The sequence below is a fragment of the Geomonas paludis genome (assembly GCF_014193585.1).
In the GTDB taxonomy this organism is placed as follows: domain Bacteria; phylum Desulfobacterota; class Desulfuromonadia; order Geobacterales; family Geobacteraceae; genus Geomonas; species Geomonas paludis.
In genome coordinates, this window is sequence record NZ_BLXY01000007.1 from 44,318 (window position 1) to 60,830 (window position 16,513).

Here is a 16,513-nt window from a genome sequence, read left to right on the forward strand (position 1 = left end):
TACACGCTAATGTGCTAATAAAGTGGTTCCTACCGCCGGGATTACGCTCCGGGTGGATCAATCAGTAGAGTACAAGGAGGACTGACATGGCTTTGGTGGTCCAAAAGTACGGCGGCACCTCGATGGGGTCCGTCGAACGAATTCGCAACGTCGCCAAGAGGGTGGCAAAAACCTATGACGCCGGCAACGACATGGTGGTGGTTGTCTCCGCCATGGCAGGCGAAACCAACAAGCTGGTCGCGCTTGCCAACGAGGTGTGCGAGTTCCCGGACAACCGTGAATATGACGTGCTTGTTGCGGCCGGGGAGCAGGTCTCCATCGCGCTGCTGGCCATGTGCCTGAAAGCCATGGGGTACAAGGCGAAGTCCTACCTCGGCTTCCAGGTGCCCATCGTCACCGACACCTCCTACAGCAAAGCCAGGATCGAGAGCATCGACGACAAGAAGATGCGCGCCGACCTGAAAGAGGGGACCATCCTGATCGTGGCCGGTTTCCAGGGCGTCGACGAGTCCGGCAGCGTCACCACCTTGGGGCGCGGCGGCTCCGACACCTCGGCGGTTGCCCTCGCCGCGGCCCTCAAGGCCGACGTCTGCGAGATCTTCACCGACGTGGACGGCGTCTACACCACCGATCCCAACATCTGCAAGGACGCCAAGAAGATCGAGCGCATTTCCTACGAGGAGATGCTGGAGCTGGCCAGCCTCGGCGCCAAGGTGCTGCAGATCCGCTCCGTGGAGTTCGCCAGCAAGTACAACGTCGACGTCCACGTCCGCTCGAGTTTCAACGAAAATCTCGGAACCATGGTTACCAAGGAGGATAAAGAAATGGAAGCAGTGCTCGTCTCGGGTATCGCCTACGCCAAGGATGAAGTGAAAATCGCCGTCATGCAGGTACCGGACAAGCCGGGGATCGCCGCACAGATCCTCTCGCCGCTTTCCGACGCCAACATCTCCGTCGACATGATCGTCCAGAACGTGAGCGAGGCCGGTTCCACCGACTTCACCTTCACCGTGCCCCAGGCCGACTTCAAGAAGGCGCTCTCCATCACCAAGGAAACCGCCGAGGCGATCCACGCCAAGGAAGTGCTCTCCGACGAGAACGTCACCAAGGTCTCCATCGTGGGCCTGGGCATGAGGAGCCACGCCGGCGTCGCCACCACCATGTTCCAGGCGCTCGCCAAGGAGGGGATCAACATCCAGATGATCTCCACCTCCGAGATCAAGATCTCGGTCGTGGTCGATGCCAAGTACACCGAGCTCGCCGTCCGCGTGCTGCACGACGCCTTCGGCCTGGCCGGGAAATAAGAACCCGTTCAACGTTCAACGTTCGACGTTACCAAACGCCCCGGCTTAGGCTTGGGCGTTTGCGTAACGGCGGATGCGGAGCTGCGAGCGGCGAAAGGGGACAGGCAGCTGCGGAGCCAGTCCCCAAGGGGAAAGGGGGCTGGCATCTGCGGAGCCGGTCCCAAAACTGACTTTAGAACGTTGAACGTTGAACGTTGAACGTCTTTTGTTGAAGTTCGGGGGGGATATGAGCCTGGTGAAACTTTACGATACGACGCTTAGGGACGGGACGCAGGCGGAGGATATCTCTTTCCTGGTCGAGGACAAGATCCGCATCGCGCACAAGCTGGACGAGTGCGGCATTCACTACATCGAGGGGGGATGGCCCGGCTCCAACCCCAAGGACGTCGCCTTCTTCAAGGACATCAAGAAGGAAAAGCTCTCCCAGGCGAAGATCGCGGCCTTCGGCTCGACCCGCCGCGCCAAGATCACCCCGGACAAGGACCAGAACCTGCGCACCCTGGTTGACTCCAAGGCCGACGCCGCCACCATCTTCGGCAAGACCTGGGACTTCCACGTGCACGAGGCGCTCAGGATCCCGCTCGAAGAGAACCTGGAGCTGATCTTCGACTCGCTGGAGTTCCTCAAGAAGAACATGCCCGAGGTCTTCTACGACGCCGAGCACTTCTTCGACGGCTACAAGTCCAACCCCGAGTACGCCATCAAGACGCTGCAGGCGGCCCAGCAGGCCGGCGCCGACTGCATCATCCTGTGCGACACCAACGGCGGCTCGATGCCGTACGAGATAGCGGCGATCGTGGACGAGGTGAAAAAGAGCATCAAGACCCCGCTCGGCATCCACGCCCACAACGACGGCGAGTGCGCGGTGGCCAACTCAATCATCTCCGTGCAGCAGGGGATCGTGCACGTGCAGGGGACCATCAACGGCTTCGGTGAGCGCTGCGGCAACGCGAACCTCTGCTCCATCATCCCGGCCCTGAAAGTCAAGATGCAGCGCGACTGCATCTCGGACGGCCAGATGAAGACCTTGCGGGAGCTGTCCCGCTACGTCTACGAGCTGGCCAACCTGGCCCCCAACAAGCACCAGCCCTACGTCGGCAACTCCGCCTTCGCCCACAAGGGGGGCGTGCACGTCTCGGCCATCCAGCGCCACCCGGAAACCTACGAGCACATGCGGCCGGAACTGGTGGGCAACACCACCCGCGTTCTGGTCTCCGACCTCTCCGGGCGCGCCAACATCCTCGCCAAGGCGACCGAGTTCAACATCAACCTGGACAGCAAGGACCCGGTGACCCTCGAGATCCTGGAGGACATCAAGTCCATGGAGAACCGCGGCTACCAGTTCGAGGGGGCCGAGGCCTCCTTCGAGCTGCTGATGAAGCGCGCCCTCGGCACGCACCGCAAGTTCTTCTCCGTGATCGGCTTCCGCGTCATCGACGAGAAGCGCACCGAGGACGACCAGCCCATCTCCGAGGCGACCATCAAGGTCAAGGTCGGCGGCAAGATCGAGCACACCGCCTCCGAGGGGCACGGCCCGGTCAACGCCCTGGACAACGCCCTCAGGAAGGCGCTGGAGAAGTTCTACCCGAAGCTCAAGGACGTGAAGCTGCACGACTACAAGGTCCGCGTGCTTCCGGCAGGGCAGGGGACCGCTTCCTCCATCCGCGTCCTCATCGAGAGCGGCGACAAGGAAGCGCGCTGGGGCACCGTCGGCGTCTCCAGCAACGTCATCGAGGCCTCCTACCAGGCCCTCGTGGACGCCATCGAGTTCAAGCTGCATAGAGACGAGGAGACGGCGGCACCGAAGAAATGATGCCCGGGAGCCAGCGACTCACCCTGTGGTGCCTCGCCCTGCTCCTCTCCCTCGCGCTGTATCTCAAAGGCCGCGTTCCCACCCCCAGGGGTGAGGGCGCGGCCTTTTTCCGTTATACGGGGCAGGGGATCACGGTGCGGCTGGCCGGAAGTGTCGCACGTCCGGGTGTTTACCGCCTGCCGGTTGGCGCGACGGCAGGCAGCGCCATTAAAATGACGGTGCCGGACGCGGCCGCGCCGGCAAGCGTCAGAGGAGCCGACAGTCGACGGCTGATGAACGGCGACGTGGTCACGCTGGAGGTGGATTCAGCCGGTAATACTGTGATTTCAGTCACTAAAATGGGAGCCAAAGAGATGATGCTCCTGGCAATACCGCTGCATCCGGACCGGCTCACGGAACAGGAATGGGACCTCTTGCCGGGTATCGGACCGGCACTTTCCCGACGCATCATCGCCGACCGTCAGGAAAATGGCGCTTTTGGTTCCGTCGAGGGGCTGCTGCGGGTGCCGGGGATCGGGGCAGGGAAGCTGGCGGCGATTCGAAAGTATTTCTAATCAGCGCTAAGGGGGCCTTTTTGCGTAGGTTCCTTCCAAAAGGAGTACGGTTTACATTACAACTTGTTCAGATTTCCGATCTTGGCATGTCGCGTGAATTATACGATCCCACATGAAGTTCTTTAATCAACTTTTTGTTGGGAGGTACGGCTTATGAAATGCCCTAAATGCAAAGGTAGAATGTTTGCCGAAAAATATTACGACTTCGTGAGATCGTTCGATGCCTGGAAGTGCACCTGCTGCGGCGAGGTGCTCGATCCCACTATCCTCGCCAACAGAGCCAGGAACTTCAACAGCCTCCTGGGTTGATCCCCCATCATAAACGACACCGAGGGGGGACGTCTCCGACGCCCCCTCTTTTTGTCACCCTCCTTTACAGTTGAGCTTTTGCCACAACGCCCAGCCCGCTTCATCGGATCTGCTTGTTGCATCTGATGCGATGTGTAGGGTAGCGTTGCTGCGCTCTCTGCGTCTGTAGGCTTGCCCTGTCGGTACCGGTTCTCACCGTCTTGCCTTGACTGGACCAGCTACTGCCCGGAGAAAATTTTCCTACCATATTTTGTCTTGACAGGACCAGGGGGGTCGGTTATAAAAGGGATCAAATTGGTCCTAAAGGTGTTTTTATGATGGAACTGACCCGCAAGGGCGAATACGCAATCCGTGGCATCATCTACCTGGCCCAGCAGCCGCCGGGGCGGGTTTCTCTGATCAGCGAGATCGCCGCTGCCGCGGAGGTGCCGCAGACCTTCCTTGCCAAGATCTTCCAGAGCTTCGCCAAACTCGGCCTGGCCACTTCCTCGCGCGGTACCGGCGGGGGCTTCGTGCTGGCGCGCCCGGCATCCGCCATCACCCTGCGTGAGGTGGTCGAGGCCGTCGAAGGGCCGATTCTTCCCAACCGCTGCCTGCTCGGCAGCGCCTGCGACAGGGGAGGCCCCTGCCGCGTGCACGCCGTTTGGAAACAGGTGCAGACCGAAGTTGTTCATATTCTCGACGGTGTCACTATCGACACCCTGGCCCGGAACACCGAGTCCTGAGTCGCAGCGTCTAAAATTTTTTGTCCACAATTAAGATAAAGAAGGTCCTGTTGGTCTTTTGTGACCGCTAATATCAAGTACGGCTGGAAAACGGCCCCAAGGGCCAAACTGTTCAATTTTATCTAAGGAGCGAATCATGGATGTACTAACCCTGAGCAGGCTGCAGTTTGCCATCACCAGCATGTTCCACTTCATTTTCGTCCCCCTCACCCTGGGGCTGTCGGTCCTGGTGGCGATGATGGAGACCCGCTACGTGATGACCGGCAACGAGATGTACAAGAGGATGACGAAGTTCTGGGGCAAGCTGTTCCTGATCAACTTCGCCCTCGGCGTGGTGACCGGCATCACCATGGAGTTCCAGTTCGGCATGAACTGGGCCGAGTACTCGCGCTACGTCGGCGACATCTTCGGGGCACCGCTGGCCATCGAGGCCACCGTGGCCTTCTTCATGGAAAGCGTGTTCATCGGGGTCTGGGCCTTTGGCTGGGACAAGGTGGGCAAAAGGTTCCACGCCGTCTCCATCTGGCTGGTGGCCCTGGCGACCAACCTCTCGGGACTGTGGATCCTCCTGGCCAACGGCTGGATGCAGCACCCGGTGGGTTACGTGCTCAGAAACGGCCGCGCCGAGATGGTGGACTTCATGGCGCTCATCACCAACCCGTTCGGCCTGCTGAAGTTCGGGCACCAGATCGTCTCCGGTTACACCGTGGCCGGCTTCTTCGTCATGGGCATTTCCGCATACCACCTGCTCAAGGCGCGCAACCGCGAATTCTTCAAGGCCTCTTTCGGCATGGCCGCCGTCTTCGCCCTGGCCGCCTCCATCATGGTTGGCGTCATCGGCGACTTCCACGCGGCGGACGTCGCCAAGACCCAGCCCGCCAAGTTCGCCGCCATGGAAGCGGTCTGGAACTCCTGTAACAACGCTCCCATGCACCTGATCGCCTTCCCGGACGAGAAGAACGAGTGCAACCTGGTCACCGCGCTCCCCGTGCCGGGCCTGTTGAGTTTCCTCGCCTTCCACGACACCAACGCCCAGATCCGCGGCATCACCTCCTTCCCCAAGGATGAGCGCCCGCCGGTGCTGCCGGTATTCCTGAGCTTCCGCCTGATGGTCGGGCTGGGCACCCTGTTCATCCTGCTGTCGGCAGCTGCGCTGTTCCTGTCCAAGAACGGCCTGCTGGAGAAGTACCCCCTGTTCCTGAAGCTGCTGGTGCTCTGCATCCCGCTCCCCTACATCGCCAACCAGCTGGGCTGGATCGTTTCGGAAGTGGGCCGCCAGCCCTGGATCGTCTACGGCATCATGAAGACCTCGGATGCGGTCTCCAAGTCCCTGGAGTTGTCGCAGGTGATCGGCTCGCTGTTGGGCTTTACGCTGCTCTACGGGCTTTTGGGTTTCGTGGATATCTACCTGTTGGCCAAGTTCGCCCGCAAAGGGCCTGAAGAAACTCACGTCGGCGCTAGCAACGCCTTCAGAAACTAGGGGGGGACAATGGATCTGCATATCGTATGGTTTGTACTTTGGGGTGTTCTGTGGGCGGTCTATTTCATGCTGGACGGCTTCGTGCTGGGGGCGGGGATGCTGCACCGCGTGCTGGGCAAAAGCGACCTCGACCGCCGCGTCGTCATCAACAGCTTCGGCCCGGTCTGGGACGGTAACGAGGTCTGGCTGATCACCGCCGGTGGCGCCACCTTCGCAGCCTTCCCGACCACCTACGCGCTCATGTTCAGCTACCTGTACACGCCGCTTCTGCTGCTGCTCTTCGCGCTCATCGTGCGCGGGGTCTCCTTCGAGTTCCGCAGCAAGGAGGAGGGGGCCACCTGGCGCGGCTGCTGGGACTGGGCCATCGTGCTCTCCAGCTTCGTGCCGGCGCTCCTCTTCGGCGTCGCCTTCGGCAACATCTTTGCGGGGCTCCCCATGGACCAGGCCGGTTACCACGGTTCCCTGATCGCCCTTTTGAACCCCTATGGCATCGTGAGCGGGCTGCTTTTCGTGATGCTCTTTTTGGAGCACGGCGCCCTCTACGTGGCGGTCAAGACCACCGGCGACCTGAGCCGGCGCGCCGAGTCGCTGGCCCGCACCCTCTGGGTCCCGCTGCTCGTGGTCGCGGTGGCCTTCCTGGGCTACACCAACTTCGCCACCAAGCTCTATGACAACTACCTCAAGGCCCCGGTCTTCCTGGTGGTGCCGCTTGTGGCGGTGGCGGCCCTGGTCGGCGTGCGCCTGCTGCTGGGCGCCGGCAACACCCTGGCCGCCTTCGCCTCCTCCTGTGTCGCCATCCTGGGCGTGGTGGGGACCGGCGTCATCGGGCTGTTCCCGAACCTGATCCCCTCCAGCATGGACGCCCTGTCCAGCCTCACTATCTACAACAGCTCCTCGTCGGAGTACACGCTGCAGATCATGACCGGGGTGGCCTTCACCTTCGTCCCGGTGGTGATCCTGTACAAGATCTGGGTGTACCGGGTGTTCCGGGGGACGGTTACCGCCGAGGCGGTGGCCGCCGACCACGAGGCCTACTAATTCCTTTCCTGATCGACAATCTTCCGCTAATGCCCTCTCCCTCCGGGAGAGGGTGCCCGAAGGGCGGGTGAGGGAGGTGCCACGAAGCGGCATCATTGCCTATTGCAGCGCCCTCACCCCGGCCCTCTCCCCGGAGGGCGAGGGGGATGGGGCATCTTGGCGGAAGGTCATCGCTAATCACGATTCCTTTTGCCTGCCGCCGCCCCCATCCGGGGCGGCTTTTTCATGCTCCGGTGCTCGGCCCCGGTACCTTCACCACTGGCCCCGAAGGGGCGGCGGACGCCCCTAAGCGATTAAAGCGAAACCAATTCTATATTGACAAGTTCCCTTCCTCTTTGCTACTTTACCCTCTTGTCGCGCGCGCTAAGCGAACAGCGCCGGTGCCATAGCCCTTCCGGGAGGCAGCTTTTCCAGCGGATGCCCCGACAGACCCGTCACCACAACCCCCGCCCAGACAATCATGCACGAGGCATTACGGCAGAGAGCCTGCCATATAAAGTGAACAAAGAGAGGATTTTCCATGCAGATTAGTGTTGAAACGGTCAACAGCATCAAGAAGAAGTTGAACTTCGAAATTCCGGCGGAGAAAGTTTCTGCTGAAGTTGACAAGGCGTATGCCGAAATAAGGAAGCATGCCGCCATAAAAGGGTTCCGCAAGGGCAAGGTCCCGATGAGCCTGATCGAGAAACACTACGGCGAGAAGATGGCCGAAGACGTGGTCAAGAACCTGGTTCACGAGAGCTACTTCAAGGCCGTCGAGGAAAAGGGGCTCAACCCGGTATCCTACCCGGTCATCGAGAGTGACCTGCTCAAGAAGGGCGAGCCGTTCAAGTACTCCGCAGTCATCGAAGTATTCCCGGAAGTCGAACTGAAGGAATACCTCGGCCTCGAGGTGCAGAAAGAGCAGCTGGTGCTCGACCCGGCAGCGGTCGATGCCCGCCTCAAGGAGATGCAGGAGCGCATGGCGCAGTTGGTGCCGGCTCCGGAAGGCCACGCCGCGGCGCTGGGCGATTTCGTCACCTTCGACTTCAAGGGCTCCATCGACGGCGTTCCCTTTGAGGGGGGTGCCGCCGAGGACTTCCAGCTTGAGCTGGGTTCCGGCCGCTTCATCCCGGGCTTCGAGGACCAGATGGTCGGCATGACCGTCGGGACCAACAGCACCATCAAGGTGACCTTCCCGGAGGGTTACGGCTCCGCGGAGCTGGCCGGCAAGCCGGCGGACTTCGAGATCACCGTGAAAGAGATCAAGATCAAGGAACTCCCCGAGCTGAACGACGACTTCGCCAAGGAGTTCGGCGAGGAGTTCGAGACCCTCGACCTGTTGAAGGCCAAACTGGCCGAGATCAACCAGGCCCAGGAAGAGTCCCGCATCAACCACGACCTGCGTGAGAACGTCTTCAAGGCGCTCATCGAGAAGAACCCGGTCGAGGTCCCGGAAGCCCTGGTCGACCGCCAGGTGACCATGATGCTGGAGAACACCAAGCAGCGCCTCGCCTCGCAGCGCATGTCCCTGGAGATGATGGGGATGACCGAGGAGAGCTACAAGGCCCAGTTCCGTGACGTCGCCCGCGACCAGGTCAAGGGGTCCGTGATCGTCGACGCCGTGGCCGAGAAGGAATCGGTCGAGGTGACCGAGGAGGAGTTCCAGGCGCAGCTCGGCCAGATCTCCGCCCAGACCGGCCAGCCGCTGGAGAAGGTGGCGCAGATGTACAAGACCAACGAGCGGGCCAAGGACAGCCTGATGGCCCAGATGAGGGAAGACAAGGCGGTGCAGTTCATCACCGAGCGCGCCAAGGTGACCGAGGTTCCCAAGGCGGAAAGCAAATAGGAGATTCCATGCTGGTACCGATAGTAGTGGAGCAGACTGGCCGGGGCGAGAGGTCGTACGACATCTATTCGCGCCTTCTGAAGGACAGGATCATCTTCCTGGGTGGCGGCATCGACGACAACGTCGCCAACCTGGTGATCGCGCAGCTCCTCTTCCTGGAGGCCGAGGATCCCGACAAGGACATCCATCTCTACATCAACTCCCCCGGCGGTGTGGTCACCGCCGGGATGGCGATCTACGACACCATGCGCTACATCAAGGCTCCGGTGTCGACCATCTGCATCGGGCAGGCGGCCTCCATGGGCGCCTTCCTGCTGTCGGGCGGTGAGAAGGGTAAGCGGTATTCCCTGGCCAACTCGCGCATCATGATCCACCAGCCGCTGGGAGGGTTCCAGGGGCAGGCGACGGATATCCACATCCACGCCAAGGAGATCCTGCGCATGAAGGACCAGCTCAACGAACTTCTGGCCGAGCACACCGGTCAGAACGTGGAAAAAGTGGCCGCCGACACCGAGCGCGACTATTTTATGTCGGGCGAAGAGGCAAAGACATATGGTATTATAGATGCCATTGTGACTAGAAACGTTGTCACCGGAGGTGCCAATTGAGCAGAAGAGATGACCGTTCCGATACGCTGATCTGTTCCTTTTGCGGGAAGAGCCAGGAAGAGGTGAAGAAGCTTATTGCGGGGCCTACGGTCTACATCTGCGACGAGTGCATCGAACTTTGCAACGACATCATCGCGGAGGAGTCCAAGCTTGAAGACACCTCCGGTCCGGACGTCCGCAAGCTCCCCAAGCCGCAGGAGATCAAGGAGGTCCTGGACGAGTACGTCATCGGGCAGGCCCGCGCCAAGAAGGTCCTGGCCGTCGCGGTGTACAACCACTACAAGCGGGTCGAGGCGCCCACCAAGCCGGGCGACGTCGAGATGCAGAAGAGCAACATCCTGCTCTTGGGCCCCACCGGCTCGGGCAAGACGCTGCTGGCCCAGACCCTGGCCCGCATCCTCAAGGTCCCCTTCGCCATGGCGGACGCCACCAACCTCACCGAGGCGGGCTACGTGGGCGAGGACGTCGAGAACATCATCCTGACCCTCCTGCAGGCCGCCGACTACGATGTGGAGAAGGCGCAGAAGGGGATCATCTACATCGACGAGATCGACAAGATCGCCAGGAAGTCGGATTCCCCCTCCATCACCCGCGACGTTTCCGGTGAAGGGGTGCAGCAGGCGCTCCTGAAGATCATCGAGGGGACCATCGCCAGCGTGCCGCCCAAGGGTGGCCGCAAGCACCCGCAGCAGGAGTTCCTGAAGGTGGACACCACCAACATCCTCTTCATCTGCGGCGGCGCCTTCCCCGGGCTGGACAACATCATCCAGCAGAGGATCGGCGTGAAGACCCTGGGCTTCGGGGCCGACGTCAAGAAGAAGGTCGAGAAGAAGGCCGGGGAACTTTTGGCCGGCGTCACCCCCGAGGACCTGCTGAAGTTCGGCTTCATCCCCGAGTTCGTGGGCCGTCTCCCCATGCTCGCCTCGCTCTCCGAGCTGGACGAGGAGGCCATGGTGCAGATCCTCAAGGAGCCCAAGAACGCCTTGATCAAGCAGTACCAGAAGCTGTTCGAGATGGAGCACGTGAAGCTGAAGTTCACCGACGGCTCCCTGATCGCCATCGCCCGCGAAGCGCTCAAGAGAAAGACCGGCGCCCGCGGCCTGCGTTCCATCCTGGAGAACGCGATGCTCGACATCATGTACGAGATCCCGTCCCAGAGCATGGTCAAAGAGGTGGTCATCAGCGAAGAGGTGATCTACAGCAAGGAAAAACCGATCATCGTCTATGAGAACGTGGCCGAAAGCGCCTAACAGGGACATATGACTGAAGAAACCAGCAGCAGACGCAAGAAGAGAGGGAATCCGGAACGGTTCCCTCTCTTTCCTTTACGGGACATAGTGATCTTCCCGCACATGGTGATCCCTCTGTTCGTGGGGCGTGAGAAGTCGGTGCTCGCCCTCGAGGCCGCCATGACCCAGAACGACAAGCTGATCCTGCTTGCCACCCAGAAAAACGCCAAGACCGAGGACCCGGAGCCGGGGGACATCTACACGGTGGGGACGCTGTGCCAGGTGATCCAACTCCTGAAGCTCCCCGACGGCACGGTCAAGGTGCTGGTGGAAGGGAAAAGGCGCGGCTCCATCGTCTCCTTCAGCGACCGGACCGACTACTTCGAAGTCGAGGTGGAGACCCTCGCCGAGAAGAACGCCAACGTGACCGAGGTCGAGGCCCTGAAGCGCGGCGTGCTCGCCTCCTTCGAGAGCTACGTGGAGCTGAACAGCTCGGTGCCGGCCGAGATCCTGCAGTCGGTGCAGGGGATCGCGGACGCCTCGCGCATGGCCGACACCATCGCCCCGCACCTGAACCTGAAGGTGGCCCAGAAGCAGGAACTCTTGGCCGCGGTGCAGCCGGCGCGGCGCATGGAGCGCCTGTTGTCGCTCATGGGCGCCGAGATCGAGATCCTGCAGATCGAGAAGAAGATCCACGCCCGGGTCAAGAAGCAGATGGAGAAGACCCAGAAGGATTACTACCTGAACGAGCAGATCCGCGCCATCCAGAAGGAGCTTGGGGGCAAGGACGAGTTCAAGCAGGAGCTTAGGGGGCTGGAGGCGAAGGCCGCCAAGCTGCCGCTGTCGGCCGAGGCCAAGCAGAAGGTGCAGGCCGAGATCAAGAAGCTGAAGTTCATGTCCCCCATGTCCGCCGAAGCGGCCGTGGTGAGAAACTACGTGGACTGGCTGCTGGCCCTCCCCTGGGGCGCCTACGCCGACGAGAACCGCGACATCCAGCAGGCGCGCGCCCGCCTGGACGGCGACCACTACGGCCTGGAGAAGGTGAAGCTGAGGATCCTCGAGTTCCTGGCGGTGAACGCACTCGCCCCGGACATGAAGGGGCCCATCCTCTGCCTGGTCGGCCCTCCCGGGGTGGGCAAGACCTCGCTGGCGCGCTCGGTGGCCAAGGCGACCGGCCGCGACTTCGTCAAGATCTCGCTGGGCGGGGTGCGCGACGAGGCGGAGATCCGCGGGCACCGGCGCACCTACGTGGGGGCCATGCCCGGCCGCATCATCCAGTCTCTCAAGAAGTGCGGCTCGTCCAACCCCGTGTTCCTTTTGGACGAGATCGACAAGATGAGCTCCGACTTCCGCGGCGACCCCGCCTCGGCGCTCCTCGAGGTGCTCGACCCGGAGCAGAACGCCTGCTTCAACGACCACTTCCTCGACCTCGACTACGACCTTTCCAAGGTGATGTTCATCACCACGGCCAACTCCAGTCACTCCATCCCGCGGCCGCTGCTGGACCGCATGGAGGTGGTGCGGCTGGACGGCTACACCGAGCGCGAGAAGCTCGCCATCGCCCGCCAGTACCTGATCCCGAAACAGGCCGATGCCAACGGCCTGGCCGGCAAGGGGATCAGCTTCACCGACGCGGCCCTTTTGGAACTGGTACGCCGCTACACCCGCGAGGCGGGGGTGAGGAACCTGGAGCGCGAGATCGGATCGATCTGCCGCAAGATCGCCTTCGCCGTGGCCGAAGGGGGCAAGCTGCGCCGCACCGTGCAGCCCAAGCAGATTGCCGGCTACCTGGGACCTCCCCGCTACAAGTACGGTGAGATCGGCCAGGAAGACGCCATCGGCCTCGTTACCGGCCTGGCTTGGACCGAGGTGGGGGGGGAACTGCTCAACATCGAGGTGGTCTCGCTGCCGGGCAAGGGGAAGCTCACCGTCACCGGGAAGCTGGGCGAGGTGATGCAGGAGTCGGCGCAGGCGGCCATGACCTACGTCCGCTCGCGCGGCGAGCTCTTGGGCTTTGCCAAGGACTTCTACCAGCACCTCGACATTCACATCCACGTCCCGGAAGGGGCGATCCCCAAGGACGGCCCCTCGGCCGGTATCGCCATGGCCTGCGCGCTCACCTCGGCGCTGACCAGAAGGCCGGTGCGGCGCGACATCGCCATGACCGGCGAGGTGACCCTGCGCGGCACCGTGCTTCCCATCGGCGGCCTGAAGGAGAAACTCCTGGCGGCAGGGCGGGGCGGCATCCGCACCGTCTTGATCCCCAAGGAGAACGAGAAGGACCTGGCCGAGGTGCCCAAGGAGATCCTGGCCGGGCTCACCGTGCACCCGGTGGCGCACATGGACGAGGTGCTCGGTCACGCGCTGCTGGCGCCGGTGGGGCTCCCTGCAGCCGCTCTGTATGCGGATGCAGCTCAAACTGCCGGTGACGGCGCCGTGGTACCGCACTAGAAAAAAAATTAGAAAAAGGGTTGACAGTCGGAACGAGGCTCTGGTATATACTCATTTCACTTTGCGATGCACCCCTAGGAGGAGCTAATGAACAAGGCAGAACTGGTAAGCGCCATTGCTGAAGAAGCACAGTTGACCAAGGTTGATGCAGACAAGGCACTGACTGGAATTCTTGACGCCCTCACCAACTGCCTTGCCGCAGGCGACAAGGTAACCCTGGTCGGCTTCGGCACCTTCAGCGTCGCCGAGCGCGCCGCCCGCACCGGTCAGAACCCGCAGACCGGTAAGAAGATCGAGATCGCGGCTTCCACCGCTCCGAAATTCAAGCCGGGCAACACCCTGAAGGAACTGCTCAACGCTTAACAAGGTCCCGGTCTTCGGGATGTAGTAGATGCGGGGTTGTAGCTCAGTCGGTTAGAGTGCCAGCCTGTCACGCTGGAAGTCGCGGGTTCGAGCCCCGTCAACCCCGCCATATAAAATTTGGGTGAATAGCTCAGCTGGGAGAGCGCCAGCCTTACAAGCTGGATGTCGGGGGTTCGATCCCCTCTTCACCCACCATCAAAAAACAAGTTCTGCGTTCTAGGTTCTAAGTTCTACGTCTTAGTTCTGGTCTCAACGTAGAACGTAGAACGTAGAACCGATTCTCAACCGGTTTAAAAGTTGGGGTTGTAGCTCAGTCGGTTAGAGTGCCAGCCTGTCACGCTGGAAGTCGCGGGTTCGAGCCCCGTCAACCCCGCCATCAAAAAGGAAAGGCCGCCACATCAGGCGGCCTTTCCTTTTTTCGTTCCGGCACTGCCCGCCGGTGCAACCTCCGCCCCCGGGCCGCCTTTGCTGCAATCCCTTTAGCTTGACTTGCCCGATGAAAATCGTTTATCCTCTCCGATGTTCTGTCTGGGGAGGTTTAACTCCCCAAGCGCCCCTGATTCTGCGGTTTTAGCCGTCAAGGTAAAACGGAAAGCGAGCCCCCCTTGAAACCCATCAAGCCGATCGTGGTGATCCCCACTTACAACGAAAGAGACAACCTGGAAAAACTGGTCAGGCAGGTCCTTGCCCTGCACCCTGCGCTGGAACTCTTGGTGGTGGACGACAATTCGCCCGACGGCACCGGCGACCTTGCCGAGAGCCTGGCGGCGGAGACGGGGCGGGTCTCGGTGCTGCACAGAAGCGGCAAGCTGGGCCTTGGCTCCGCCTACCGCGAGGGTTTCGCCAGGGCCCTGGCCATGGGCGCGGACCTGGTGGTGCAGATGGACGCCGACTTCTCCCACGACCCCGCCATGATCCCCTACTTCTTCGAGGAGACCCGCCAGGCCGACCTGGTGATCGGGTCGCGCTACCTGAACGGGGTGAGCGTGGTGAACTGGCCGCTGCGCCGGCTCATGCTGAGCTATTTCGCCAGCGTCTATACCAGGGTCATTACCGGTCTCACCATCTCCGACTGCACCAGCGGCTTCAAATGCTTCCGCGCCGAGACGCTGAAGGGGATCGACCTCTCCAGCATCCGCTCGGACGGCTACTCCTTCCAGATCGAGATGAACTACCGCTGCAAGGAGAAGGGGTTCCGCATCAGCGAGGTTCCCATCATCTTCATAGACCGCCACGCCGGCACCTCCAAGATGTCCAAGAAGATCGTGCGCGAGGCGGTGCTCATGGTCTGGAAACTCAAGCTGGGGTCGCTGCTGCGCGCGGTGCTGCCCAAGGGGAGGGGATGATGTCTTCGACGCTGTGGTCGATTGTCTGCGTGGCCGGGGTGTGGGGCTTCGTGACCTGCACGGTTTTCTTCATCCTGCGCGCCTTCCCGGCCCGGGACGCTTTCGAGGGGAAGGCCGCTCTCAAGTGGGGCGCGGGTGTCGTTGGCTTCTTCGTGGTCTGGATCATCGGCATGATGCAGGCCTGATGCTGCTGTAGACAGGATCGGTTCCCGTTTACTGTTTTAATTCTCTCATATTTGTGGTACTCATAATACCTTATGCCCGTTTATACCTGTAAAATAGGTTCCTCCGACGGTCGAATACTTACCAAGGAACTCGATTCTGTCAGTGAGGCTCTGCTGCGTCAGAGTCTGGAGGAGCAGGGCTATGTGGTCTTCGAGGTGCGCAAGAAGCCGTTCCAGTTCCTGCTGGATACCGGCATCGGCCGCAAGAAGATCGGCAACAAGGAACTGCTGCTCTTCAACCAGGAACTGCTGGTGCTCTTGAAGGCGGGGCTTCCCATCATCCAGGCGCTGGACACCATTCTCGAGTCCGGCACCGGCAAGCTGAACGAGATCCTGAACGCGGCCAGGGAGGACATCAAGGGGGGGCTTGCACTATCGACCGCCTTCGAGAAGTACCCGAGGGTCTTTCCGCAACTCTACATCGCCTCGATCCGCGCCGGCGAGCGCACCGGCGACCTGCCGCAGACCATCAGGCGCTACATCGCCTTTTTGAAGAGAAGCGAAGGGTTCCGCGGCAAGATCATCGGGGCCATGTTCTACCCGGCCATCCTGGTCGTGGTCGCCTTCGTGGCCATCACCGTGCTCCTGATCTACGTGGTGCCGACCTTCAGCACCATCTACGCCGACTCCGGCAACTCCCTGCCGGTGCCGACCCAGATGCTGATCAACTTCACCGGGTTCCTGCGCCGTTACCTGCTGGTCTTCATAGGGATCATCTTCGCCGCGGTGACCATCTTCAGGCGCTGGAAGGAGACCGAGTCGGGGCGCTATACCGTGGACGGCATGAAGATCAAGACCCCCTTCGTCGGCGCGGTCGTCATCCGCTACGCGCTCTCCGGCTTCACCCGGACCCTGGCCACGGTGCTCGGCTCCGGCATCCCGATCGTCGAGGCGATGCGGATGTCGGTGGGGACCCTGAACAACAAGGTGCTGGAGCGCGGCCTGCTCATGGCCGTGCACCGGGTCGAGGAGGGAAGCAAGCTCTCCACGGCGCTGGAGAACATGAAGCTCCTGCCGCCGCTGGCGCTGCGCATGCTCTCGGTGGGGGAGACCACCGGCGCCCTCGAGGAGATGCTCGGGGACATCTCCGACTACTTCGAGGACGAGATCGAACGAAACCTCCACGTGCTGACCACCGCCATCGAGCCTGCCATCATGATCGTCATGGGGGTGGTCATAGGTACCATCATCATCACCATGTACCTGCCGATCTTCAAGATCGCCAGCACCGTCAGCTAGAG

General features: G+C 61.5%; 15 protein-coding genes and 3 tRNA genes. All 18 read left to right on the plus strand.

Annotated features, from left to right (window positions below; genetic code table 11):
• Positions 1 to 86: 86 nt before the first annotated feature.
• The 18 genes from H7687_RS15395 to H7687_RS15480 all read left to right on the plus strand — a co-directional run bounded on the left by H7687_RS15395 (position 87) and on the right by H7687_RS15480 (position 16,511).
• A complete protein-coding gene (locus H7687_RS15395) occupies positions 87 to 1,304 on the plus strand; it encodes an aspartate kinase (RefSeq protein ID WP_183348970.1) in 1,218 nt (405 codons plus the stop codon).
• Positions 1,305 to 1,530: 226 nt separating this feature from the next.
• The gene (cimA, locus tag H7687_RS15400) at positions 1,531 to 3,117 is read left to right on the plus strand and encodes a citramalate synthase (protein WP_183348972.1); all 1,587 of its coding nucleotides are present in this window, start codon (positions 1,531 to 1,533) and stop codon (positions 3,115 to 3,117) included.
• Positions 3,117 to 3,671 (plus strand): ComEA family DNA-binding protein, encoded by a 555-nt coding sequence (locus tag H7687_RS15405; protein WP_246404931.1) that lies wholly within the window; start codon positions 3,117 to 3,119, stop codon positions 3,669 to 3,671. Before cimA ends, H7687_RS15405 begins: the two co-directional genes overlap by 1 nt.
• Before the next feature lie 153 nt (positions 3,672 to 3,824).
• The gene (locus tag H7687_RS15410) at positions 3,825 to 3,980 is read left to right on the plus strand and encodes a hypothetical protein (protein WP_012529698.1); all 156 of its coding nucleotides are present in this window, start codon (positions 3,825 to 3,827) and stop codon (positions 3,978 to 3,980) included.
• Positions 3,981 to 4,294: 314 nt separating this feature from the next.
• Positions 4,295 to 4,705: an RrF2 family transcriptional regulator gene (locus tag H7687_RS15415; RefSeq protein ID WP_183348976.1), complete on the plus strand. Its 411-nt coding sequence runs from the start codon at positions 4,295 to 4,297 to the stop codon at positions 4,703 to 4,705.
• A 136-nt stretch (positions 4,706 to 4,841) separates the two neighbouring features.
• Complete coding sequence (locus tag H7687_RS15420) at positions 4,842 to 6,185, plus strand: cytochrome ubiquinol oxidase subunit I (RefSeq protein WP_183348979.1); 1,344 nt, start codon at positions 4,842 to 4,844, stop codon at positions 6,183 to 6,185.
• Between the two features lie 9 nt (positions 6,186 to 6,194).
• Entirely contained in the window at positions 6,195 to 7,223 is a 1,029-nt protein-coding gene (gene cydB / locus H7687_RS15425) for a cytochrome d ubiquinol oxidase subunit II (RefSeq protein WP_183348981.1), read from the plus strand.
• Between the two features lie 520 nt (positions 7,224 to 7,743).
• Positions 7,744 to 9,051, plus strand: a complete 1,308-nt coding sequence (gene tig / locus H7687_RS15430; RefSeq protein ID WP_183348983.1) for a trigger factor — start codon at positions 7,744 to 7,746, stop codon at positions 9,049 to 9,051.
• 8 nt (positions 9,052 to 9,059) lie between these two features.
• On the plus strand, positions 9,060 to 9,659 hold the full coding sequence (gene clpP, locus H7687_RS15435; protein ID WP_183348985.1) for an ATP-dependent Clp endopeptidase proteolytic subunit ClpP: 600 nt from the start codon (positions 9,060 to 9,062) through the stop codon (positions 9,657 to 9,659).
• Complete coding sequence (gene clpX / locus H7687_RS15440) at positions 9,656 to 10,909, plus strand: ATP-dependent Clp protease ATP-binding subunit ClpX (protein ID WP_183348987.1); 1,254 nt, start codon at positions 9,656 to 9,658, stop codon at positions 10,907 to 10,909. Before clpP ends, clpX begins: the two co-directional genes overlap by 4 nt.
• Before the next feature lie 9 nt (positions 10,910 to 10,918).
• Positions 10,919 to 13,339, plus strand: a complete 2,421-nt coding sequence (gene lon / locus H7687_RS15445; protein WP_183348989.1) for an endopeptidase La — start codon at positions 10,919 to 10,921, stop codon at positions 13,337 to 13,339.
• 87 nt (positions 13,340 to 13,426) lie between these two features.
• Positions 13,427 to 13,702 (plus strand): HU family DNA-binding protein, encoded by a 276-nt coding sequence (locus tag H7687_RS15450; RefSeq protein WP_183348991.1) that lies wholly within the window; start codon positions 13,427 to 13,429, stop codon positions 13,700 to 13,702.
• 32 nt (positions 13,703 to 13,734) lie between these two features.
• A tRNA-Asp gene (locus H7687_RS15455) sits at positions 13,735 to 13,811 on the plus strand.
• Between the two features lie 10 nt (positions 13,812 to 13,821).
• Positions 13,822 to 13,897, plus strand: a tRNA-Val gene (locus H7687_RS15460).
• Between the two features lie 104 nt (positions 13,898 to 14,001).
• A tRNA-Asp gene (locus H7687_RS15465) sits at positions 14,002 to 14,078 on the plus strand.
• Between the two features lie 229 nt (positions 14,079 to 14,307).
• Positions 14,308 to 15,048: a polyprenol monophosphomannose synthase gene (locus tag H7687_RS15470; protein WP_246404933.1), complete on the plus strand. Its 741-nt coding sequence runs from the start codon at positions 14,308 to 14,310 to the stop codon at positions 15,046 to 15,048.
• Entirely contained in the window at positions 15,048 to 15,233 is a 186-nt protein-coding gene (locus H7687_RS15475; protein WP_183348993.1) for a hypothetical protein, read from the plus strand. Before H7687_RS15470 ends, H7687_RS15475 begins: the two co-directional genes overlap by 1 nt.
• A gap of 72 nt (positions 15,234 to 15,305) precedes the next feature.
• Positions 15,306 to 16,511: a type II secretion system F family protein gene (locus tag H7687_RS15480; protein ID WP_183348995.1), complete on the plus strand. Its 1,206-nt coding sequence runs from the start codon at positions 15,306 to 15,308 to the stop codon at positions 16,509 to 16,511.
• Positions 16,512 to 16,513 lie beyond the last annotated feature (2 nt).

What these genes read in the sequence shown, in the direction of transcription:
- H7687_RS15450 (WP_183348991.1), top strand. Translation starts at nt 13,427, where the DNA reads ATGAACAAGGCAGAACTGGTAAGCGCCATTGCTGAAGAAGCACAGTTG.
- tig (WP_183348983.1), top strand. Translation starts at nt 7,744, where the DNA reads ATGCAGATTAGTGTTGAAACGGTCAACAGCATCAAGAAGAAGTTGAAC.
- H7687_RS15475 (WP_183348993.1), top strand. Translation starts at nt 15,048, where the DNA reads ATGTCTTCGACGCTGTGGTCGATTGTCTGCGTGGCCGGGGTGTGGGGC.
- H7687_RS15420 (WP_183348979.1), top strand. Translation starts at nt 4,842, where the DNA reads ATGGATGTACTAACCCTGAGCAGGCTGCAGTTTGCCATCACCAGCATG.
- H7687_RS15395 (WP_183348970.1), top strand. Translation starts at nt 87, where the DNA reads ATGGCTTTGGTGGTCCAAAAGTACGGCGGCACCTCGATGGGGTCCGTC.
- clpP (WP_183348985.1), top strand. Translation starts at nt 9,060, where the DNA reads ATGCTGGTACCGATAGTAGTGGAGCAGACTGGCCGGGGCGAGAGGTCG.
- cimA (WP_183348972.1), top strand. Translation starts at nt 1,531, where the DNA reads ATGAGCCTGGTGAAACTTTACGATACGACGCTTAGGGACGGGACGCAG.
- H7687_RS15410 (WP_012529698.1), top strand. Translation starts at nt 3,825, where the DNA reads ATGAAATGCCCTAAATGCAAAGGTAGAATGTTTGCCGAAAAATATTAC.
- lon (WP_183348989.1), top strand. Translation starts at nt 10,919, where the DNA reads ATGACTGAAGAAACCAGCAGCAGACGCAAGAAGAGAGGGAATCCGGAA.
- H7687_RS15405 (WP_246404931.1), top strand. Translation starts at nt 3,117, where the DNA reads ATGCCCGGGAGCCAGCGACTCACCCTGTGGTGCCTCGCCCTGCTCCTC.
- H7687_RS15415 (WP_183348976.1), top strand. Translation starts at nt 4,295, where the DNA reads ATGATGGAACTGACCCGCAAGGGCGAATACGCAATCCGTGGCATCATC.
- cydB (WP_183348981.1), top strand. Translation starts at nt 6,195, where the DNA reads ATGGATCTGCATATCGTATGGTTTGTACTTTGGGGTGTTCTGTGGGCG.
- H7687_RS15480 (WP_183348995.1), top strand. Translation starts at nt 15,306, where the DNA reads ATGCCCGTTTATACCTGTAAAATAGGTTCCTCCGACGGTCGAATACTT.